Source organism: Parabacteroides sp. AF18-52 (genome assembly GCF_003479145.1).
GTDB lineage: Bacteria > Bacteroidota > Bacteroidia > Bacteroidales > Tannerellaceae > Parabacteroides > Parabacteroides faecis.
In genome coordinates this window covers 127,715-151,258 of record NZ_QUGR01000005.1, presented here as the reverse complement: position 1 = coordinate 151,258, position 23,544 = coordinate 127,715, and the positions used below count along the sequence as shown (strand labels likewise).

Genomic DNA, 23,544 nt, shown 5'->3' with positions numbered 1-23,544 from the left:
AGATAAATAAGCTGTTATAAATATTGAAAAAATAGTTTTGTGTGTTTTGTATATTGGATAAATGATTATATTTGCAACTGATTAACGTAATATCATGGAAACACATATGGAAAACAAGAAAATGCTTTATTCGCACGTATCTGTCGATTGCGTGCTATTAGGAGTCAATGAAGACAAACTTTGCGTACTGCTGGTGGAACGGAAGATAGATAATAGTGATGAGAAACATTACAAATTACCCGGTAGTCTTATTTACGAGAATGAAGATCTGGATACGGCTGCTTATCGGGTATTTAATGAAGCCACCGGTTTGAAACGCGTTCCTTTGAAACAGTTCCGTAGCTTCGGGTCTCCGTCACGTACCAAAAATGCAGACGATATGCAGTGGCTGGAAAATGCCATGAAGCTGAAGATCGAACGGATCGTTACTGTAGCTTACCTGGCGTTAAGCAAGATCGGACGGAAATCGAATCCGACCAATAAATATAACTCGCTTGCCTGGTTCCCTGTCGATTCTCTTCCGGCTTTGCCTTTCGACCACAGGGAGATTATCGGAGCTGCCGTGGAAGAAATACGGGAATGGGTGGAGAAAGAACCGTCTATCATTTTCGATTACTTGCCGTTGAAGTTTACGGCTTACCAGTTGAGGCGTACTTATGAGATCATATATAATAAGGAAATGGACGTTCGTAACTTCCATAAGAAAATGAGTTCGCTGGAATATATAGTGCCGACCGACGAGGTTGAAACAGGAGTTGCCCATCGTGCCGCCCGCTATTATCGTTTCGATAAAGTGAAATATAATAAGATGCATTCAAAATTTAATAAGAATTAATCACGTAAGAATATGTATTTATTAGGTTGTGACATAGGTAGTTCTTCTGTCAAGGCATCCATAGTAGATGCCAATTCGGGACTGACGGTCGGTGCCGATTTCTATCCGAAGGAAGAAGCTCCTATTAAGGCTGTGAAACCCGGTTGGGCAGAACAGGAGCCGGATGACTGGTGGAAATATCTGAAAGAGGCTATAAAAGGAGCCATTGCTAAAGCCGGTATCCAGGGAACGGATATCAAAGCGATCGGTATCTCTTATCAAATGCACGGACTTGTACTGGTAGATAAGAAAATGGAAGTATTGCGTCCGTCCATTATATGGTGTGACAGTCGTGCCGTTCCTTATGGCGACCGGGCATTCAAGAATATAGGGGAGAAGAAGTGCTTGTCCCATCTGCTGAACTCTCCGGGAAACTTTACCGCAGCCAAACTGGCCTGGGTAAAAGAATTTGAACCCGAACTGTTCCGTTCCGTCCATAAGTTTATGTTGCCGGGTGACTTTATCGCCATGCGTATGACGGGAGATATCGTTACTACGGTTTCCGGTTTGTCGGAAGGCATCTTCTGGGACTTCAAGAACGAGACGGTATCTGAGGACTTGATGAACTTCTTCGGATTCAGCAACGATCTGATACCGGCGATCCGGCCGACATTCGGCTTGCAGGGCGAACTGTTGGGCTCTGTCGCAACGGAACTGGGCTTGAAGAAAGGTACTCCTGTTACCTACCGTGCGGGTGACCAACCCAATAATGCCTTATCGCTTAACGTACTGAATCCGGGAGAGATCGCAGCAACAGGAGGAACCTCCGGGGTGGTGTATGGCGTGAATGGAAAAGTAAACTTCGACACATTATCGAGAGTGAATACTTTTGCTCATGTGAACCATTCATCCGAGCAGACCCGTTTAGGCGTATTGCTATGTATCAACGGCGTCGGCATCCTGAACTCATGGGTGAAGAAAAACGTAGCGCCGGAAGGTATCAGCTATCCCGAACTGAATGATCTGGCTGCCGATATCCCTGTCGGCTCGGAAGGATTGTCTATCCTGCCGTTTGGTAACGGTGCCGAACGTATGTTACAGAACAAACAGATCGACTGCTCTATACACGGACTGAATTTTAATATTCATAGTAAAGCGCATATCGCTCGTGCCGCCCAGGAAGGAATCGTGTTCTCTTTCAAATACGGTATGGATATTATGAACGAAATGGGTATCGACATCGATGTGATCCGTGCCGGTAATGCCAATATGTTCCTGAGTCCGGTCTTCCGTGATACCTTGTCGGGTGTGACAGGTACGGTAATCGAGCTGTTCGATACGAACGGAGCTGTCGGTGCTGCTAAGGGAGCCGGTATCGGTGCCGGAATCTATCAGTCGGCGGAAGAAGCATTCGCCTCTCTGAAGAAGATCGATGTGATCGAGCCTGACGGATTGAAAGCGGACAAATACTGCGCTGCATACAGTATCTGGAAAGAACGTCTGGATACATTAATGGCAAATAATAATATACCAATGTAATATAAATCATTAAAACAATTAATTTCATGGACTTTTATAAAGGTGAAAAAGAATTCTTTCCCGGAATAGGAAAGATTCAGTTTGAAGGAAGCGATTCTAAGAATCCGATGGCATTTCATTATTATGATGAAAATAAGGTGGTAATGGGTAAGACATTGAAAGACCATCTCCGTTTTGCTATGGCTTACTGGCATACACTTTGTGCCGAAGGTGGTGACCAGTTTGGCGGCGGGACAAAAACATTCCCCTGGAACACGGAGGCTGACCGTATCAGCCGTGCAAAATATAAAATGGATGCCGCTTTCGAATTTATGACCAAATGTAGCATTCCTTACTATTGCTTCCACGATGTGGATGTTGTAGACGAGGCTCCTACAATGGTTGAGTTTGAAAAAGATCTGCAGACAATGGTTGAACATGCCAAAGGTTTGCAGCAGGCAACAGGCAAGAAACTGTTATGGTCGACAGCCAACGTATTCGGTAACAAACGTTATATGAACGGTGCAGCTACCAATCCGTATTTCCCGGCTGTCGCTTGTGCCGGTACGCAAATCAAGAACGCTATCGACGCTTGTATCGCTTTGGGCGGTGAGAATTATGTATTCTGGGGTGGTCGCGAAGGTTATATGAGCCTGCTGAACACCGATATGAAACGTGAAAAAGATCACCTGGCCATGATGCTTACCATGGCACGTGACTATGGTCGTAAGAATGGTTTCAAAGGAACTTTCCTGATCGAACCGAAACCGATGGAACCGACTAAACACCAGTATGATGTGGATTCTGAAACGGTGATCGGCTTCCTGCGTCATTATGGCCTGGATAAAGACTTCGCCCTGAACATCGAAGTGAACCATGCTACATTGGCGGGACATACATTCGAACATGAACTGCAGGCTGCTGTCGATGCTGGTATGTTATGCAGTATCGATGCTAACCGTGGTGACTATCAGAACGGTTGGGATACCGACCAGTTCCCGATGGATATCTACGAGCTGACCCAGGCATGGCTGGTTATCCTTCAGGGTGGCGGTCTGACTACCGGAGGAACGAACTTCGACGCGAAGACCCGTCGTAACTCGACCGACCTGGACGATATCTTCCTGGCTCATATCGGTGGTATGGATGTTTTTGCCCGTGCTTTGATAACGGCTGCTGCCATCCTTGAAAACTCCGATTACAAGAAAATGCGTACTGAGCGTTATGCCAGCTTCGACAACGGCGAAGGTAAAGCATTCGAAGACGGCAAGCTGACTTTGGAAGACTTGCGTACGATCGCTCTTCGTGACGGCGAACCGAAGCAGATCAGTGGCAAGCAGGAATTATATGAAATGATTCTCAATTTATATATATAAAATTAGTTACAAAGAGTAACTTTCTCTTCTCTTGGAGAAAGGCAGGAGGCGTGTGATAATTACGTGTTTCCAAATGATAGCACATCTCCGAACCTTTCTCCGGAGTGGAGAAGTTACTTTTTGTTTCTTAGTCTGATAGATATGAAAAACAACAATAGTTACATTTTTGGCCTTACCCTCGTTGCTACCCTTGGAGGGTTACTATTCGGATATGATACGGCTGTTATCTCCGGAACAGTAGAATCACTACGGAAATTTTTTATCGAACCTTACGGATTACCTCTCGATCAGGCTAATTCGCTGGAAGGATTTGTGGTCAGCAGTGCGCTGATCGGTTGCATCCTCGGAGCTTCTTTTGCCGGATGGGTGAGCCAGCGGTATGGTCGTAAGCCGACGTTGGTCGTTGCGGCTATCCTTTTCCTGCTCTCCGCGATCGGTTCCGCATGGCCGGAATTCGGCTTGGGACTACCCGGAAGCGGAGATCATACTTATATGTATTTGTTCGTTGCCTATAGAATATTGGGAGGAATAGGGGTCGGACTGGCTTCTATGGTTTCTCCTATGTATATTGCTGAAGTGGCGCCTGCCGACCGCCGTGGTAATCTGGTTTCCTGGAACCAGTTTGCTATCATCTTCGGTATGCTGGTGGTTTATTTCGTGAACTATACTATTGCTTTACAAGGAGATGCAGCGTGGCTGCATGCCACCGGCTGGCGTTGGATGTTTGCCTCTGAGACCATCCCGGCAGTCTTATTCCTTGTTTTCCTGATGTTCGTACCGGAAACTCCCCGTTATCTGGTCATGCGTGGTAAAACAGAGAAAGCCTTCTCTATTCTTAGTCGTTTGATGGATAAGGAAGAAGCATCGAAAGAATTGGTAGATATTAAAGAAAGTTTCAAGGAAAAAGCACCCTCTATGCGTCCTTACTTCCAGTTTATGGGAACCTGGTTGGTTCTGTTCCTGATCTCATACGGAGGATTGGAACTGGCTGGCAGTACGAGTGCGTTGGAGATCGCTTTGATTGGCAGCTTCTTTGTCTCTTTGATACTCCCGATCCGTTCGTTTGGCGTTCTGATCATTCTGGTGGGTGTGTTGTTGTCAGCATTCCAGCAGTTTGTCGGTATTAACGTAGTATTATATTATGCACCGGAGATATTCAAGACGATGGGGGCCGCTACCGATGCCGCTTTGTTGCAGCAGATCGTGGTAGGTGCCGTGAACCTGTCGTTTACCGTACTGGCTATCTTTACGGTCGATAAGTTCGGCCGCCGTCCGTTGATGATCATCGGAGCTTTGGTTATGGCTGTTTCGATGACTATACTGGGTACGACTTTCTATACCCATTCCGTCGGCATCGGTTCGCTGGTTTGCATGTTGGTTTATACGGCTGGTTTTGCCATGTCATGGGGACCGGTTTGCTGGGTATTGCTGGCTGAAATATTCCCGAACTCTATCCGTTCTACGGTGATGAGTATTGCCGTTGCGGCACAGTGGATTGCCAACTTCCTGGTATCATGGACTTTCCCGATGCTCGACAAGAATCAGTACCTGACTGAAACATTTAATCATGGTATGGCCTACTGGATATACGGTCTGATGGGTATCCTGGCTGCCGCCTTTATCTGGAAATTCGTCCCCGAAACCAAAGGAAAGACGTTGGAACAGATGGAACAATACTGGAAAAGATAATTCCCATATACTAGATTGGTTAGGAAGTAACCGGAAGTTCAAGGCAAATACAGCCTGAATTTTTGGTTACTTTTCTTTTTGGAGGAAAGTAACATTTCGTACATTTGCCGGCAGTAAACGATATTGAATATGCCTATTATAAAACGGATTCTGATCTGGTGCAGGAATATCTTTCTGTTTCTTTTTATATCCAGCATCCTGGCGGTGGTGGCGTATAAGTTCATCCCTGTTTATTATACGCCGTTGATGCTGACGCGGTTGTACGATCAGTACAAGGGGGGGAAACCCTTCAAGCTGGAACATAAATGGGTTCCGTTGTCGCAGATAGCACAACCGTTGGTACAGGCGGTTGTCGCTTCGGAGGATAATTTGTTTCTCGATCATAACGGTTTTGATATTGAACAGATACAGAAAGCACGCGATGAAGCGGAAAAGGGAAAACGCGTACGCGGCGCCAGCACCATCTCCCAGCAGACAGCCAAGAATGTATTCCTTCTTCCTGCCAAAAGCTATATAAGGAAAGGGATCGAAGCCTACTTCACCCTCTTGATCGAGTGGATATGGGGGAAAGAAAGAATCATGGAGGTCTATCTGAACTCCATCGAGATGGGCGACGGTATTTATGGAGCAGAAGCGGTAGCCAAGGCCCATTTTAAGAAGCAGGCTTCCCGGTTAAATCGCGAGGAGGCTGCGTTGATCGCTGCATCTTTGCCGAATCCCAGGAAATTCAATTCCGGTAAACCTTCTCCCTATATGTTGAAACGACAGGGACAAATCCTTTCTTTGATGGGTAAGTTGTTGAAGATACAGATGGGTTACGGAGCCGGTGAGATCGATAATACGAACGGAAAAATAAAAAAAAGAAAGAAATGGAGAGCTTCACTTTTCACGACCTCGGACGCATTGATTATGCAGATGCGCTAAAGGTTCAGACAGATGCTTTTGAAACCTTGCTTCAGGCAAAGAAGGAGGGAGGCAGCGAAGAAAATAAGTTGTTCTTCTGCGAACATCAACCCGTGCTGACGATCGGAAAGAGCGGGAAAGATGCCAATCTCCTGATACCGGAACAACTGTTGCGGCAGCGTGGCGTCTCTTTCTACCATATCAACCGGGGAGGGGATATTACCTATCACGGCCCCGGGCAGATAACCGGTTACCCGGTCTTCGACCTGGAATATTGGCAGTTGGGACTCAAACAGTATATCCATCGGCTGGAAGAAGTCATTATCCGTTTCCTCGCCCTTTACGGGATACGCGGAGAACGTCTCGACGGTGCTACCGGCGTATGGATCGATCCGGATGTAAAAGGACGTGCCCGCAAGATCTGTGCGATCGGAGTAAAGAGCAGCCGGTTCGTTGCTATGCATGGTTTTGCTCTGAATATCAATACCGACCTGAGTTATTTTTCCCTGATTAACCCTTGTGGATTTACGGATAAAGGTGTAACCTCTCTGGAGAAAGAATTAGGGAAAAAGCAGGATTTCAAACAAGCTAAAACACAGCTTCATTCATTATTTTCAGAACTGTTCCCCTGATGGAGTACAAGATACATTTTGCCCCTTTGCAAGGCTATACGGATGCCGTGTACCGGGAAGTGCATGCACAGGTATTCGGAGGAGTCGAAGCCTACTATACCCCTTTTGTGCGGGTGGAGAAAGACGGTTTCCGGAACAAGGATCTCCGGGATATAACGTCCGGCAGGAATGTGGCTACTCCGGTCGTTCCCCAGTTGATAGCGGCCACGCCTGAGGAATTCCGGCGTCTGGTAACTTTATTTCTCGGACAAGGATACCGGCAGGCAGATATCAATATGGGGTGCCCTTTCCCGATGCAGGCGCGTCTTCACCGCGGAGCAGGTATCCTGCCGCATACGGGAGATGCTGCCGCCCTGTTGCAGACAGTCCGTGAATTTCCGGAAATGAATTTCTCTGTCAAGCTCCGGTTAGGATGGGATTCACCGGACGAAGTCTTTGCTTTGCTTCCCTTTATCGATTCGTTGCCGCTTACACATGTGACTTTGCATCCCCGGATAGGGCGGCAACAGTACAAAGGGCATGTGGATATGGACAGCTTTACCCGTTTCTACGAAGCATGTGCACACCCGCTTTTCTATAACGGCGATCTGAACTGTCCGGCCGATATCGACCGGATCATTCGCTTGTATCCCCGGTTGAGCGGGGTGATGTTGGGACGCGGCTTATTGTCTTCCCCCTGGCTGGCAAAGGAATATATGGCAGGAAAGGAGCTGCCGGACACGGAAAAGAAAGCCGGACTGTTCCGTTTCCATACACTTTTATTTGAGAAATACAGCGCCATACTTGAAGGCGGAGAGCACCAGGTGCTTGCCAAAATGAAAACTCTTTGGGATTACCTCTTGCCGGACGCAGAAAAACGTTTGCGGAAGAAAATACTTAAAAGCAACCAGTTATCTACTTATCAGCAGGCGGTAAAGGAGTTGTTACAGCCGTAGTATCCGTCTTTGCCGGCGAGATAGTATCAGCCGGAGCAAGCGGCACGATCGGCAGCAGTCTTTTCCGTCGGCGGAAGAACTCGGAAATGTTACTGAAGTCTTTCCTGAACATGACACCTACCCCCTGGGTCGTTAAGGCCCGGTTCAGATACTTATACATATCATTGGCATGATTGTAAGCCTTCAGGCGGATCTCTCCGCTTGGGGTCAGCTTATATTCCAGGTCGAATTCACCGACGAAGTCGTTCTTCCCCTGGTACGTATTATTCCTGTATCCAAAACTTCCGTTGAATAACAGACGGTTGTCGAGTAATTGGCTGGATAGCAACATTTCCACTTCCGTATCCTGTATGCCGTCATCGCTGGTGCGGATGTTCGTACCGATCTGCACCTTATCCGTTAAGCTGTTGAGTATGCTCGACAGTTGGGAGGAGATGGCGGAAGAAGCCACGGCGCTGAATTCGCTCGAACGGTAGGCATTCTGGCTGTATTCGGGGGTGTAGAATTTGTTCAGCACCAGGAGGTAGATAATCTGGCGTGTCATCATGTCTTCCGTATCGACCAACGCTTTCATCTGACGTTCTATTTCTTCGTTTGAGCCGGGAAGTTCCAGGTCGAACGAGATAGCAGGGCTGCGTAACATGCCGTCGAGGTTAAGCACGCAGTTGACGGGTATGTTGGTTCGCGGACTTTCCAGTGCCAGGTTTTCATCCAGGTCGCGCAGGTTGGCAGTTACATTATAAATGGCATTTATTTGCATCGTGGCATTGAACGGGTCACCCCGGAAGTCGATGGAGCTGCCTTCGCGTATCTTAAAGTCCTTATGGATGATCTGTTGCAAGCTGAAATTGTAGTTGCCGCTGACAATTCCCATGTTTCCGTACATGCGTAAATCCGTTTTTGTCCCGTATTCTATCTGCATGCTTCCGCTACAGTTACCGGTTATCTTATCTCCGGCAACCGGGTCCATGATCAGCTCGATCCGGGCATCGGGTGTGATGTCGAGCAGGAAATTCATGCGCATTTCGGCACCTTCTTCTTCGTTGGCGGCAGCCATTTTCAAGGAGTCGGGCGAGATTGTCCCGTTTGCGATGGATTCGTTCAACTGTTTCTTATCGACGAACGTGATAAAGTCGTAGTCGGCAGCCGTCGTATTGTTTATAAAGTCGAATGTGATGGCCGTCTTAGGATCGCTCCGCATATTGATGTCAAAGTTGATCAGCTTGTCATTTCCTTTGATCGACGCCGATCCGCTACCGAAGACTGTTCCGTAGATCAATGGGTTCTGCCTGCGTGTCGCATTAAACACCAACATATTGTTTGTCTTGACATTTACGTCGAAACTGACATCTTTGAAGTGATTGTGATAGACACTCATGTTGATGATACCCGGATTACCGAACTCGTCATGGACGGTCAGGTTCCGCATATTGATGGAACCGGCATCCAGATGGATGGAGTCGGAGAAGGTATAATATGTATTCGTATATTCGATACCCAGGCCGCCGTCCAGCACATACGCATCTCCCTCGACGGTCAGCGACTTGAACGGACCGTGCAGGTGGACGTTTCCGAAGCCCCGTCCTTTCATATTCTTAGCCACCTTTTCCACAAAGGGGTGGAGGAATTCCAGATTGATATCGTTGGCTCCGAAGAATAAGGACAACCCGGCATTCTGTCCTACCGGGAAGATGTAACCGCTTACGTCGGTCCATGTCGTATCGTTCTTATAGATACTGCCGAGCATCAGGATACCCTTTTGCTCATCGTCCCATTCGCTGAAAAGGTTCAGCCTGCCCAGCGGTGTCTGGTTGAATGAGAAGTCTTTTATCTCCAGATCGGTGTTCAGCATACGACTGCCGTACAGGTCGCTTATATTAAATGTACCTGTCGCTTTCCCGGCAAACTGCAATACCGGGATATTCAGTATATCGAAAATGTATTTGAGTTCGACCTGTTTCAGGTCCATCAAAAGCGTATCCGACGGATTTTTGGAGATGTTTCCGTCCAGTAGCAACGATTGTTTCTCATTGCCTACCAGGAATTTACGGATACCTATCTGCCCGTCGGAAATTACAATATTCGAGGGATGGATGGTCCATAGAGAATCGTTCAGCACCAGTTGGCTCTCCTTGACGGAAATATCGGTTCGCAGGGTAGAAGGCCTCTTTTCCTGTTCTTTTTCAGTGAAGAGGGCAGACGCCGACAGCTCGGCACGGAACACCTTTTCCTTATTGTTCGCCCAGCCGATCAGCGTATTGATCCGGTTGTCGCGGGCATCCGCTTTCAGGTCGAGGTAGTTACGAAGTCCTTTCAGGTTGTAGTTGGTTGCCCTCAGTTGCAGGTTGATATTATCCTGCGGGTTGTCGCAAGTCAGGTAACCGGATTCGAACAGGGAGTTTCCCAGTTTGAATTTAGGGAGGAAAGCCTCGATGCGGAATTTATTATACAAGTTATTGTAGTGTCCGGTGATGCGTGCCTGGTTGACCATCGTCACCGGCAGTTTGAGTGTTTCGGATATCTTTTCCGTATTCTCTACTGTCAGCAACAGCGAGAAATTGTTTTCTTCTACTTCTTTTTTCTTCTGCGTCGTATTGATCAGTGCCGGGATATATCCTTTGAAAGTGTTCATAAAACTCGGTACGATCGTGGTAAAGGAGTATGCACCGGTAACCTCTCCGTTCAGGATATCGGACGAGATAGTCAGATGGCGGTCCAGTGAATGTCCGGATGCCGTTACCTGGAATTTTTTCAGGAAGAAGCTGCTTGGAGCCGTCAGGAACGAAAGGCTGTCTATCGTGATATTACCTTCCAGGTTATCGATATTATTCCCCGTAAAATCGGCATTCAGGGATAGCGAGATATCCGGCGATTCATATTTGTCGATCAGGTTGAGGCTGTCGGGACGAAAATGTTCCAGATTGGCGGTGAAGTTGAACATAGAGTTCTTCCCCTCGTGGCGGAACATACCCTGGGCATGCAACTTCCCGTTCGGGTCGTTCACCTGTACCATGCCGTCGAAGCTGTTCTTTTTGAAATTTCCGGACAGCTGGATATCCTCGTACTTGTATTTTTTGAACTCGAACTCGTTGATGTTCGCTTTAATATTTCCGAAGAAACTGCTGTTGTTGTAGCGTTTGGCATCCAGCGAGATGCTCAGGCGGGTGTTCCCGTAAGGGTTGCCATCGTTGAACAGTTCGTTCAGATGCAGGCCGGAGGTAGAAATATGTCCTTTCAGGTATGCTGCAACATTGTTTTCTTTGTCTGTACCGAATATCATGTCGGTCTGCACCGAACCGATCGCCGAAGAGAACTTTCCGAACGCCACCAGGTTATCGAAGAAGCCGGATATCTCTCCGGTAAAATTGATCGTACCCAACCTGACGATAGGATCGGGCAGCACGACCGGCTTCTTGTTGAAATTGTTTACCAGGCCCGCCAGTCCGTCGGTCGTGATATACATCTTGTTTACCTGTCCGAAGATATAGGCATCTTCCGGATGGCTGATCCCTTTCAGGTCCATTTTTCCGATAAACAGCATCTTGTCGCTGTAACGGATTGTCAGCCGTTGCAGGTTGATATTGTTGACGGAGCCGGACGCTTCTGCCGATAATTCGATGGTCTCGGTGAAGTTGCTGAAAGCCGGGACGAAAGGAGAGAGGTCTTTCAGACAGATTTGCGACGGGGAAATATTCAATTCCAACGGGGCATGGTTTAGCAGCTCGGAAGCGTTCTTTACTTCCTGCATGTCGATCTTTGCCCGGCTGATTTTCAAATCCGTTTCCGGTAGTTTTATTTCGAAATTGTTGATGAAAGCACTGTCGCGGTTGCTGATAACGTTCATCGACAGTTTATTCAGCGTAAGGCCGGAAGCCTCGTCGAAGCTCATCTTTTTGATGTTGGCGTTCAGGCTGTCCTTGTTGAAGGCCTTCATGGAAATCTTTGCACTCAGGTTTTTGATAGCCACATGTCTGGCGTTGAATTTTCCTGGCGTTTCGGCCTCGCTTTGCACGTCGTACCGGAAGTTTCCTCGGCGGATCAGGATCGAGTTGAAACGCAGGTCGATATTCGGATTCTTCTTGATCGTGTCCCTGCTGGCAAAAGCATCCAGCACGAACTGGAGATTGAGCGGACTTTCGGGTGTCTTCTTTTTGAGATTGACGGAAAAACCGAATAGCCGTACGGTAGTGAAAACGAATTTTCCTTTAAACAACGGAAGAACTTCAAAGCCCGCCGCTACATGATTGGCTTCGAATAATGTCTGACCTTCCTGATCTTCGAGGTATAAGTTGTCGAGGACCAAACGGTTGAACCATTCGATATTCACATTTCCTATCTTTACGGGCACACCGAGATGGCCGGATAATTCGGTCGATGCAATGTCGGAAACCTGATGTTGGATGTAGGGTATCTTCAACAAGATAAAGGGCATCGCATAGAATATCCAGAACAAAACAAGTAGGGTAATGATTATGTATTTGAGTCCTCTGATATCTTTACTATATTTTAAACGCAAATCTACAACAATATCGCGATAGAATTCATTAAATTTGCACAAAAAAACGAGAGAAGAGTATGAGTGTAACAATATTGGGGATAGAATCATCCTGTGATGATACTTCCTCTTCCGTAATACGCGACGGCGTGATGCTGTCGAATGTGATAGCCAGTCAGGCGGTTCACGAAGCATATGGTGGCGTGGTTCCCGAGCTGGCTTCGCGTGCCCACCAGCAGAATATCATCCCGGTGGTCGCAGAGGCTATCAAGCGTGCAGGCATCGATAAGTCGGAACTGAGCGCCGTTGCCTTCACACGCGGGCCGGGGTTGATGGGATCCCTGCTGGTCGGAACCTCCTTTGCCAAAGGGTTTGCGGCTTCTTTGGACATCCCGATGATCGAGATCAACCATTTGCAGGCGCATGTACTGGCTCACTTTATCAAGGAAACGCCGGAAGACGATCATGCTCCCTCGTTCCCGTTCCTGTGTTTGCTGGTGTCGGGCGGTAACTCGCAGATCATCAAAGTAAATGCTTATAACGATATGGAGGTGATAGGGCAGACCATAGACGACGCAGCGGGCGAAGCCTTCGATAAATGTGCGAAGGTAATGGGACTGGGTTATCCGGGTGGTCCGGTGGTGAACCGCTTGGCCAACGAAGGAAATCCGAAAGCCTTTACTTTCAGCAAACCGCATATTCCGGGATACGATTATAGCTTCAGCGGGTTGAAGACTTCTTTCCTCTACACCTTGAGGGATAAACTACAGGAAGATCCGGACTTCATCGAAAAGAATAAACGTGACCTTTGTGCCTCCCTTCAGTCGACCGTGATCGACATTCTGATGGATAAGTTGCGCAAGGCAGCGAAAGACCTGAATATAAAAGAGGTAGCGGTGGCCGGAGGTGTTTCGGCAAACTCCGGTTTGCGCGATGCCTTCCTCGACCATGCGAAGCGGTATGGCTGGAAAGTGCATATCCCGAAGTTCGCGTTTACTACAGACAACGCGGCGATGGTTGCCATCACTGGTTATTATAAATTCCTCGATAAGGATTTTTGTCCGATGGACGCTGTTCCGTTCTCACGGGTAGTTATCTGATTATCAGGTGTAATTACGGTATAGAAAAAAGCATGCATCCTCTTTTTTAAAAGGGTGCATGCTATTTACAAAAAGGGTGCATGCTATTTTGGAAAAGGATGCATCCTATTTTTCAGAAGATAATATCGAATTATGGCAGAGAATAAAGTCTTAGGTGAACGGGTAGGCGACGTCTTACGTTCACGGAAACTGACGATGGGGACGGCGGAAAGCTGCACGGGTGGCCGGATAGCCAATATGATCACGCTGGTGGCAGGTAGCTCCGATTATTTTGTCGGGGGAGTTGTCTCTTACAGCAACGAAGTGAAACAGCATGTATTGGGTGTTTCGGAAGAAAGTCTTCGCCAGCATGGGGCCGTCAGCCGCGAAGTGGTGGAACAGATGGCGCAGGGAGCGATCCGTACCCTCGGATGCGACTGTGCTGTAGCGACTTCCGGTATTGCAGGACCCGGCGGAGGAACCCCGGAAAAACCGGTCGGCACGGTTTGGATCGCCGCAGCCCTGAAAGGTGAAATCGTCTCACATTGTTTTCATTTCGGAACGGTCAGGGCGGAAAATATACAGGCGGCGGCGGATGCTGCGTTGACCCTGTTATTGGACTTGTTACAAAAACAGTATGGATAAATTCATAGAACAACAGCGGGCGGTTTATCCCATGTCCGACGAAGCGATCCGGCTGCTGGTCGACGAGATGGAGGAGGTGGCTTTCTCGAAAGGAGAACTTTCGACGAGGGAAGGCGACCGCGACCCGTTTGTCTGGTTCGTCAAAGAGGGATTGGTCCGGGCATATGTCGAACTGGATACGAAAGATATCACCTTATGGTTTGCCAGCGACGGCGAAATGATCAATTTCGTTTACCGCGACATCTCGGTCTATAACGTGGAGATGGTGGAGGATACCGTCCTGTTCCGCATCCCTGCCACGAAACTGGACAAACTTTTCGAACAGTCGCACGATATCGCTATCTGGGGATTGAAGCTGCTCGACTATTACCTGCGGGAATATGAGAACTATTTTATCAACGACAGTTGGAGTGATGCCCGCGAACAATACGAGAGTCTGATGCACTCGCGCCCGGATCTGTTCCAGCGAGTGCCGTTGAAACATATCGCTTCCTACCTGCAGATCACGCCGCAATCGTTGAGCCGTATCCGTTCCTCTTCTAAATAAAAAGAGCAAACCGAAATTATCTTATGGTAATTTTTCTCTGAAAAGACCTCCTTACCTTTGCAGCCGGAACCAAAAGCAAGTTGTTTTATGAGTAAGGAAAAAGCTCTCTTCCGCCAGGAAAGAGAGAGGTTATTGTTGACAGGTGAGATTCCCCGGTTATTTACAAAGTATGCACTTCCCGGCGTGGCGGGACTATTATTTCTGGGTATCCAGTCCGTGATCGACGGGATTGTGCTCGGACGGTTTGTGGGCGCTAATGCGCTGGCTAGTGTGAATCTGATCTTACCGTGTTATAGTTTGATCTCGGCGTTTGCCATCGTGATGGGCATCGGGGGACAGACGATTGTCAGTATCAGTCTGGGAAAAGGTGATAAGCAGGAAGCGAACAACGCGTTGCGTTCAGTATTCCTGTTCCTGATTGCCATGTCTTTGGCGGTGAGCCTGTTGATCTATTTATTTGCGGGGGAGATCGCTTCTTTCCTGGGGGCGAATGCCGTGTTGCAGGGGGATGCCGTAGGATATATCCGGGCATTGGTCCCTTTCTTCCCGTTTTTGTGTACGATGTTCTTCGGCGACTATATCATTAAGGCGATGGGGCATCCCTTGTATGCGACTTCGGTCATGGGGACGACTGTGATCCTGAATATTATTCTCGACCTCGTGTTCGTTGCCGTATTGGGTTGGGGCGTGATGGGAGCCGGACTGGCGACCGGTATTGCCTTTACGATCGGTGCTTGCCTGAATGTGCCCCGGTTGTTTTTGCGTCACGAAGTCGTTGCCGTCCAACGTGGACGCTACAATTGGCGGCTGGTATGGAATGCTTTCTATAATGGGTCGTCGGAGGGTATGTCTGAACTGTCGGTGGCAATTACCGTTTTCCTCTTCAATATCACGATGATGAAGTATCTGGGTGAAAGTGGGGTGGCGGCGTTTACGGCAATCAATTATATCCTGTTTATCGGAACCACCATATTCCTGGGGATATCGGATGGTATCATACCTATTATAGGATATAACTACGGGGCGAAGAAGCAGGAACGTATCAAGTCGATCCTGGGACTTGCCGTGCGGGTTAATTCTGCGATCGGGATCGGTTTGTTCCTGGTATTGTTATTGTTCGGCGAACAGATTATCGGATTGTTTTTCAACGATCATAGCAGCGAGGCCTTTGCTATTGCGTCGCGAGGTGTCTCGATCTATTGCTTTGCCTTTTTGTTGTGTGGTTTGAATATCCTGGCATCCAGCTATTTTACGGCTATCGGGAATGCGAAGATTTCGATCATTATATCAGCTTTGAGAGGACTCATATTCGTAGGAATCGGTATACTTGTCCTCCCCGCTGTATTCGGTATCGACGCCATCTGGTATGATATACCGATCGCTGAGATTTGCACGTTGTCAGTCTCTTACTGGCTGGTGCGTAGGTCGTTAAAGAGATAAGGTTGACATACTGGCAGCCTACTCTTCCTCAGTCTTTTCATTCTCTTTTTTGTCTTGTTGCAAAGACTGAATATTTTTGGCATTAAGAGGGGTGACAACTGGCTGTCCTGTCTTTTCCTCTAGCTCCAACCTGGCGTTGCGTGCTACTGTAGCTCCTTGTCGGGCTACTTCAGAGTGCTCATCGAAAGAGTCTGGACCTATGGCTTCCGAGATCTCTTTCGTTGAAAGCTCTGCAAGCATGTTTAGAACTAATTCTTTGTTAGTCATGTTATCACGCAGGTTCTCTTTCTTTAGGTTCTTGAATTGTTTGTATTCTTTTGCCGTTTTTCCCGCCCATGTCTTATAAATAATATCTGTAAGAGTAGCGAACTGTACGCCTTCTTCCAGGCCGTGACGTTTCCATTCATCAGTCAGGTCTTTACGTATCTCGATACTTTTAAGACGTTGGTTGATCCAATTGTCGGAATAGCCCAAACGTTTGTAATCGGTCATAGCCTGCTCGATGGATAATTCCGGGTCTTGCATCTGGTCAAGGCGCTCTTTTGCTACCTGAGCCATCCAGAGTTTAAAAGGCTCTGCCTTAGGCGAAGGGACAGACTGGATCAGGCGGAAAAGTTGCTCGGTGGTGGCTACGTCGGTTTTGTAGTATTTGCCATCACCAGAGGGCATTTTCAGTTGTACGATTTTAGCGTACAACTGACTTCCTTCTTTTGATAACTTACGTTTCAAGTCGCTCCAATAACGACGTGGGTTATCACTATCCGTCAATACGGCAATTACGTCCACTATGGAAAAATACCATTCTTCCGTTTCGCTATCCCATACGGTGCGTACTTTTTTTTCTTCAAAGATTTTGATTGCATTTTGCTGTGTCATAACTTGCTGTCTTTATATCTGTTGCTTTAATCCTCGGCTATTGTTTTAGCTATTAACTGATACCCTTTTTCGTTCGGATGCAGGCCGTCGTTGAAAAGCGATTCGTCGATCTTGCCGGTGGGCAGGAGCAAGGTTGTTCCGGCATCGCTGAACAGGCAGTTTTCCTCGTTTGCCATTGTGCGGATTTGCAGGTTGATGTTTTTCACCCAATCCTCGTGTTCCCGGCGGGGAAGGATACCGATCACTTTAACCGTCGCTTTCGGTTGGCGGTTACGGATAGCTGTGATGAGGAAACGCAGACCTTCTACAATATCTTTGTCCGGGCTGATTCCCATATTGTTCGTTCCGATCATCAGGACAACTTTATCCGCTTCATATCCATCCAACTCACCGTGGTAGATGCGCCAAAGTACGTTTTCTATACGGTCGTAACCGTATCCCAGATTCTGGAATCCGGCCGGTTCCATGATCTTCTTCCAGCTTTTCGCGCCGCTGCTTCTCGGTCCTGCCGGTTCTCCTCCCCAGAAATGAGTGATCGAGTTGCCGAGGATGACGGCTTTGGGCGGGTTTTGTTGGATATGCTTCAATATGTCGCGGTGACGGGTCTGCCATTCGTAATTGTTCGGTTCGCGACGTTGGGTGACAGGCTGGGTCGTCGGGCGGTCTCCTACCGGCAGCCGGAGGATGTCGCGTACTTTCTTTTCAACGGCTGTCGCCTGGTAGGTGGCTCCGAGGTCGGATGGGTGTACGTAGTCAACCCAGGCATCGGGCGGATAGTTCAATTCTTCATGTGTCAGGTAATACAGGTCTTTGACACCTGCTTGCAACAAGGCTTCATGTCCTTTGCGTGAAGCGGCGTTCAGGCGGGTGTACGATTCGTATTGTCGCTGGTCGCTGGGTGCGTTGCTGTAACCGGCATGTTCTACCAGGAGGATCGGGGCGTTCCGTTTTTCCCGGATCTGTTTTACGGCGGCGATCACCAGGTCTGTCACTTCCTGCTCGGTCTTTTGGGTGAGGTTAGGCAGGCAGTCGAGGATATAGATGCGGGCATCCTGTTCGATGATGTAATTCAATACGCCTTTTTCCAACTGCCCGTTACCGGAAAATCCCAGATTGATCAGCGGATAGCCCAGGGCACGTTGCAGGATGTTCGCCCACGCCATAGCCGGACGTGAAGAGCAAGCGCCCTGTGCGATGGAAGTACCGTAAAGGACAACCGGCTTCTCCGGCGATTGGGGAATGAAAGTCAGTTCAGTTCCTTCCGGTGTGCCGATCTCCATCCACTTGATGCTATTATATAAAGGTAAGTAGAGTCTGTATTCAAACCCGCGGTTATGGAACTTGTCTTGTCCCAGGTTTGTATAGCTGTATCGGATCGTATCTCCGAATGAGTAGTTACCGAAACAGAAACTCCACTTGCCCTCGCTGTCGATGCTGTACAGGTCGAGCCCCGATACGCCGGTCGATTGCATGTGCGGCATAGCATACCCACCGCTTACCTGGTAACGTACGGTTATCTGGGGGGAGTTGCAATAAAAATGAATAGCCAGTCCGGCAGAGTTGCGGGAAAGGTTCCAAACCGGTTCTCTGACTTCGGCCTTTGCCCGGTCGGGTAGGCGTACATAGGTCTGTCCGATCTCATCGGGCCAGCCCTGGTTCTGGATCACGGGAAAACCAGCGTCCATCGGATTCTGCCATTTCCATTCTGCCCCGGCAGAGAGGCATACCATACATAGAATAAAGATATTCAACAGTCTTTTCATAGGTCGATCTATTTATATACCATACTTTTTGACACAATATTGACAAAGATAGTACAATTTTAGAAATTTTATTTTCGTTTATTCACGTATATTTGCCCCTGTTAAAAATAAAAAACATAGATACCATGAAAGTACAAGTACTGCTTACTTTCCTGTTGTTGGGAAGCATGCCTTTATTGGCGCAGAAAAGTTATCAGTTGCAGTCGCCCGACAGGAAGCTGCAAACAGTAGTGACAGTTGGAGATAATGTAGAGTTCTCGTTGAACCATGACGGGACGGAGGTGTTGGCTCCTTCTGCTATATCCATGACCTTGCAGACCGGAGAGGTGCTGGGGGGCAACAGTCCAAAAGTTTCGAAAGTGACGAAAGGTTCCGTCGATAAGTCGATCCCCTCACCATTCTATAAGAAATCGGAAGTAAGCGATATATATAATGAGATGACGATCGCTTTCCGCGGCGATTACAGTATCGTGTTCCGCCTGTATAACGACGGTATGGCGTATCGTTTCGTGACGAAGAAAAAAGGAGATATGATCGTGAAAGATGAGGAGGCATCCTACAACTTCTCTACCGACCATAAGACCTTCGCTGCTTATGTGAACAGCACCAAGCCGACGTTTGAAGAGCAATTTTCCAATTCGTTCGAACAGCCTTATTACAACGAACCGATCACAAAGCTGAACGACAAGCGCCTGATGATCCTGCCGTTCCTGGTCGATTTGGGAAATGGAAAGAAAGTTTGTATCACAGAGGCCGACCTTGAAAGTTATCCGGGTATGTTCCTGAATAACACGACGGACAAGCCTTCTCTGAAATCTGTCCATGCTCCGTATCCGAAGGTGAAACAGCAAGGCGGACATAATCAGTTGCAGATGCTGGTAAAGGAACGCGAGAATTATATAGCCAAGACAAAAGGAAACCGTTCTTTCCCCTGGCGTGTGTTCGTTGTTTCGGACAATGACAAGCAGTTGGCCGATTGCGATATGGTATATCGCCTGGCTGCCCCGTCTCGTGTAAAGGATATCTCCTGGATCAAACCGGGTAAGGTTGCCTGGGATTGGTGGAACGACTGGAATATTTCCGGAGTCGATTTCCGTGCCGGTATCAATAACGAAACTTATAAATATTATATCGATTTCGCTGCCGATCATGGCATCGAATATGTGATCCTCGATGAGGGATGGGCTGTAAACCTGAAAGCTGATTTATTGCAGGTGATCCCGGAAATCAATTTGGAAGAAATTGTATCGTATGCTAAATCGAAGAATGTGGATATTATCCTCTGGGCCGGTTATTATGCTTTCGACCGCGATATGGAAAATGTGGTGAAACGATATGCCGATATGGGTGTGAAAGGTTTCAAAGTAGACTTTATGGATCGCGACGATCAGGAAATAATAGACTTCCTGTATCGTGCGGCGGAGACTTGTGCGCGTTATAATATGTTGGTCGACTTCCACGGGATCTGTAAACCGACAGGGTTGCAGCGCACGTATCCGAACGTGATCAATTATGAGGGTGTGAACGGCCTGGAACAGTTGAAGTGGTCGCCCGAATCATACGATATGGTTACTTACGATGTGACTTTCCCGTTCATCCGTATGGTGGCCGGCCCGGTAGATTATACACAAGGGGCTATGCGTAATGCGATCCGCCAAAACTACCGTCCGGTTTATTCCGAACCGATGAGTCAGGGGACACGTTGCCGCCAGTTGGCTACTTATGTGATCTTCGAATCGCCTCTGAATATGCTGTGTGACAATCCGACGAATTATATGCGTGAAAAGGTATGTACGGAATTTATAGCAGCTATTCCCACCGTATGGGAAGAAACCCAGGTGCTCGATGCAAAAGTGTCCGAATATATAGCAATGGCTCGCAAACATGGCGACAACTGGTACGTGGGTGCCCTCACCAACTGGGAACCGCGTGAGCTGGAGCTGGATCTTTCTTTCCTGGGTGACGGCGATTACAAGCTGGAACTGTTTAAAGACGGTATCAATGCCGACCGTGCTGCCAGCGATTACAAAAAAGAAATCATACCTGTCCCGGCTGATCGTAAGCTGAAGATCAAGATGGCTCCGGGCGGAGGGTATGCTGCCAAAATCTGTAAATAATAGTATCCGTTAGATCTTAGGTATAAATAGAAGGGGAGCAGCAGGTAAATGCTATTCTCCTTCTGTTCTGTTTTTTTTCGCCATTAATATTAAAGTACTTATGAATAAAAAAACTCTCGTAACGATTATTTTCTTCTTGCAGATTATGATCTGCTGGAATCTGAATGCCGTCCCTGTTCGTCAGCAAATCAATTTGAATCGCGGCTGGCTCTTTACTTTAGGCGATGTGGAAGGGGCAGAACAAACCTCCTTTTCCGATCAAAGTTGGGAACAAGTGAATCTTCCTCACTCATTTTCTCTACCTTACTTCATGTGGAAGAGCGTATACAATGGGTATGGCTGGTACCGGAAGACGATTGAAATGCCGGCAGCATGGAAGGGTAAACAAGTATCGGTTGAATTTGAAGGCATATTTATTCAAAGCGAAGTTTTCCTGAACGGGCAGCGGGTAGGAGAGCATACCGGAGGATATACCGGTTTCTGCTATGACCTGACACCTTTCCTTAAACCCGGAAAAAATATCTTAGCGGTCCGTGTCAACAATCTCTGGAAGGCGGATGTGGCGCCACGTGCCGGCGATCACCAGTTTAGCGGAGGTATCTACCGCGATGTGTATTTACATATAACGGATCCTTTGCATGTCGCCTGGTGCGGAACGTTCATCACAACACCGGAAGTGTCGAAATCGTCTGCCTCTTTTAGGGCAGAGACAGAAATAAGAAATGACCATGCCCGTCCGCAACAGTTTACGATCCGGACAGAGATCGTTTCACCCAAGGGTAAAATTGTTTCAAAAGCAGAAACAAAAGAAACGCTTGAAGCCGGCAGTTCCCGAATATTCACTCAGTATCCGGCAAGTATCATCGACCCGGCTCTCTGGCATCCGGATAGTCCGAACCTTTATAAAGCGGTGACAACGATTCAGCAGGGGAATAAAGTGACCGACCGGAAAGAAACCGTTTTCGGTATCCGTTGGTTCGAATGGACAGCAGACAAAGGGTTCTTCCTTAACGGCGAACATTTTTACCTGTTGGGGGCAAACGTCCATCAGGATCATGCCGGTTGGGGAGATGCCGTAACAAATGCCGGTTTCCGCCGGGATATACAGATGATGAAGGATTGTGGTTTCAATACGATCCGCGGATCACATTATCCGCACGACCCTTCGTTTGCACAGGCTTGTGATGAGATCGGCATACTGTTCTTCCCGGAGAATGCTTTCTGGGGTATGGGAGGCGGTTCGGGTGACCGTGACGGTTGGGGGACTCCTTCGTCCGGTTGTTATCCTCCGAATCCGGAAGACCAGGATCGTTTTGACCGGAGTGTGTTATCCCAGTTGAAAGAGCTGATCCGAATCAACCGGAATAGTCCTTCTATTACGGCATGGAGTATGAGTAATGAACCTTTCTTTACGGATGCATCCACCAATGAACGGATGAAGCAATTGCTGAACAAGGCAACCGACAGTACGCATGTTTGGGATCCGACGCGCCTGGTCGCTATCGGCGGTAGCCAGCGTAAAGGCGTAGATAAACTAGGGAAGAACCAGATCGCTTTTTATAATGGTGACGGGGCGGGTTTCCTGAATCCTGGTGTACCTAGTATGGTTTCTGAATATGGTAGTGTAACGACACATCGTCCGGGTACGTTCGAACCGGGATGGGCAGACTTGAAAGATGGCTTTAACCGTCCGGAATGGCGTGGAGGACAAGTGATCTGGTGTGGCTTCGATCACGGGACAGTCGGTGGAACCGGTCTGGCTATTATGGGATTAGTGGATTATTTCCGTATCCCGAAGCGTTCCTGGTACTGGTATCGGGAGGCTTATGCCAAAGGAAACAGGAACCCGGTTGAACCGCAATGGCCTGAATCGGGTATTCCTGCAAAGATCGGTTTGTCTGCGGATAAGACAACGATCGCTGCTCCCGATGGGACAGATGATGTTCATATCCTGATCTCTTTGTTGGATGCAAGCGGTAAACCGGTTAGTAATGAGATCCCCGTTAAGCTATCCGTCCTGTCCGGCCCCGGCGAATTTCCAACAGGTTCGTCCATCCAGTTTATGCCTCCTTCAGAAGAGGAAGCCTCCGATATTACGATCCGTGACGGAAAGGCTGCAATCGAATTCCGTAGTTACTATGCCGGAACTACCATTATTGAAGCGTCTGCTGAAGGGCTACCCGCATCTACCCTCACTATTCGGACATTAGGACAGCCAACCTGGGAGTCGGCCGGTCGTCCGAAAGTGGCGGACCGTCCTTATAAACGCTATATTGCCCCGAAGAAAGAAGAACCTGTAAATGAGTTGTTATTGGCGGTTAACCGTCCTTCTTTTGTCAGTTCGACAGCGGAACTTTCTTCCCGCACTTTATCAAATGACGGTGACGACCAGACCGCCTGGTTTGCCGACCCTTCAGATAAGGCTGCCTGGTGGAAGCTCGATCTGGAAGCCTCCTATGATCTGAACGCGATCGAACTGGTCTTCCCAACAGTCGATATACATCAATACGTCATTGAAGTATCTTCCGATAACCAATCATGGATAACCGTATCCGACCAGCGCACCAGCAATAAGAAAGAAAAGAAGCAGCGTATAGATGGTGACCTCGGAAAGAATATTCGCTTTGTCCGCATCAGTTTTATCTCCGGAAATGCCGGATTGTCCGAAGTTAAGGTAGGGGGAAACCCGACGAATTTGTAGTTTTAATCAAACGT

General features: G+C 48.0%; 16 protein-coding genes. 13 read left to right on the top strand and 3 right to left on the bottom strand.

Annotated elements, in window-relative coordinates; translation table 11 throughout:
• The first annotated feature begins 94 nt into the window (after window positions 1-94).
• The 7 genes from DWX23_RS10725 to DWX23_RS10695 all read left to right on the top strand — a co-directional run bounded on the left by DWX23_RS10725 (window position 95) and on the right by DWX23_RS10695 (window position 7,867).
• Window positions 95-835: an NUDIX domain-containing protein gene (locus tag DWX23_RS10725; RefSeq protein WP_122374494.1), complete on the top strand. Its 741-nt coding sequence runs from the start codon at window positions 95-97 to the stop codon at window positions 833-835.
• Window positions 836-847: 12 nt separating this feature from the next.
• Window positions 848-2,353 (top strand): xylulokinase, encoded by a 1,506-nt coding sequence (locus DWX23_RS10720; protein WP_122374493.1) that lies wholly within the window; start codon window positions 848-850, stop codon window positions 2,351-2,353.
• Window positions 2,354-2,379: 26 nt separating this feature from the next.
• Entirely contained in the window at window positions 2,380-3,708 is a 1,329-nt protein-coding gene (gene xylA, locus DWX23_RS10715; protein ID WP_122374492.1) for a xylose isomerase, read from the top strand.
• 141 nt (window positions 3,709-3,849) lie between these two features.
• Entirely contained in the window at window positions 3,850-5,397 is a 1,548-nt protein-coding gene (gene xylE / locus DWX23_RS10710; RefSeq protein WP_122374491.1) for a D-xylose transporter XylE, read from the top strand.
• Between the two features lie 129 nt (window positions 5,398-5,526).
• A complete protein-coding gene (mtgA, locus tag DWX23_RS10705; RefSeq protein ID WP_122374490.1) occupies window positions 5,527-6,321 on the top strand; it encodes a monofunctional biosynthetic peptidoglycan transglycosylase in 795 nt (264 codons plus the stop codon).
• On the top strand, window positions 6,267-6,932 hold the full coding sequence (lipB, locus tag DWX23_RS10700) for a lipoyl(octanoyl) transferase LipB (protein WP_122374489.1): 666 nt from the start codon (window positions 6,267-6,269) through the stop codon (window positions 6,930-6,932). Before mtgA ends, lipB begins: the two co-directional genes overlap by 55 nt.
• Complete coding sequence (locus DWX23_RS10695; protein WP_122374488.1) at window positions 6,932-7,867, top strand: tRNA-dihydrouridine synthase family protein; 936 nt, start codon at window positions 6,932-6,934, stop codon at window positions 7,865-7,867. The genes lipB and DWX23_RS10695 overlap by 1 nt, the downstream gene beginning before the upstream one ends.
• On the opposite strand, the gene DWX23_RS10690 is transcribed toward DWX23_RS10695, so the two are convergent.
• Window positions 7,827-12,299, bottom strand: coding sequence for a translocation/assembly module TamB domain-containing protein (locus DWX23_RS10690; protein WP_199673275.1), 4,473 nt, complete (start codon window positions 12,297-12,299; stop codon window positions 7,827-7,829). The genes DWX23_RS10695 and DWX23_RS10690 overlap by 41 nt on opposite strands.
• Before the next feature lie 143 nt (window positions 12,300-12,442).
• Here DWX23_RS10690 and tsaD point away from each other — a divergent pair, with 143 nt between their 5' ends.
• From tsaD to DWX23_RS10670, 4 genes are all read left to right on the top strand, one after another.
• Window positions 12,443-13,462 carry a tRNA (adenosine(37)-N6)-threonylcarbamoyltransferase complex transferase subunit TsaD gene (gene tsaD / locus DWX23_RS10685; RefSeq protein ID WP_122374487.1) on the top strand — a complete coding sequence of 340 codons (1,020 nt, stop codon included), beginning with the start codon at window positions 12,443-12,445 and terminating at the stop codon, window positions 13,460-13,462.
• A 132-nt stretch (window positions 13,463-13,594) separates the two neighbouring features.
• Complete coding sequence (locus DWX23_RS10680) at window positions 13,595-14,086, top strand: CinA family protein (RefSeq protein ID WP_122374486.1); 492 nt, start codon at window positions 13,595-13,597, stop codon at window positions 14,084-14,086.
• A complete protein-coding gene (locus tag DWX23_RS10675) occupies window positions 14,079-14,633 on the top strand; it encodes a Crp/Fnr family transcriptional regulator (protein WP_075558094.1) in 555 nt (184 codons plus the stop codon). Before DWX23_RS10680 ends, DWX23_RS10675 begins: the two co-directional genes overlap by 8 nt.
• A gap of 87 nt (window positions 14,634-14,720) precedes the next feature.
• Window positions 14,721-16,073 carry an MATE family efflux transporter gene (locus DWX23_RS10670; RefSeq protein ID WP_122374613.1) on the top strand — a complete coding sequence of 451 codons (1,353 nt, stop codon included), beginning with the start codon at window positions 14,721-14,723 and terminating at the stop codon, window positions 16,071-16,073.
• 18 nt (window positions 16,074-16,091) lie between these two features.
• Here the strand turns inward: DWX23_RS10670 and DWX23_RS10665 are convergent, their stop codons facing one another.
• The gene (locus DWX23_RS10665; protein ID WP_122374485.1) at window positions 16,092-16,949 is read right to left on the bottom strand and encodes a Bro-N domain-containing protein; all 858 of its coding nucleotides are present in this window, start codon (window positions 16,947-16,949) and stop codon (window positions 16,092-16,094) included.
• 26 nt (window positions 16,950-16,975) lie between these two features.
• A complete protein-coding gene (locus DWX23_RS10660; RefSeq protein WP_122374484.1) occupies window positions 16,976-18,712 on the bottom strand; it encodes an SGNH/GDSL hydrolase family protein in 1,737 nt (578 codons plus the stop codon).
• 125 nt (window positions 18,713-18,837) lie between these two features.
• Here DWX23_RS10660 and DWX23_RS10655 point away from each other — a divergent pair, with 125 nt between their 5' ends.
• Together DWX23_RS10655 and DWX23_RS10650 are read left to right on the top strand one after the other, a co-directional pair.
• On the top strand, window positions 18,838-20,829 hold the full coding sequence (locus DWX23_RS10655; protein ID WP_122374483.1) for a glycoside hydrolase family 97 protein: 1,992 nt from the start codon (window positions 18,838-18,840) through the stop codon (window positions 20,827-20,829).
• A gap of 100 nt (window positions 20,830-20,929) precedes the next feature.
• On the top strand, window positions 20,930-23,530 hold the full coding sequence (locus tag DWX23_RS10650; protein WP_233587576.1) for a glycoside hydrolase family 2 TIM barrel-domain containing protein: 2,601 nt from the start codon (window positions 20,930-20,932) through the stop codon (window positions 23,528-23,530).
• Window positions 23,531-23,544 lie beyond the last annotated feature (14 nt).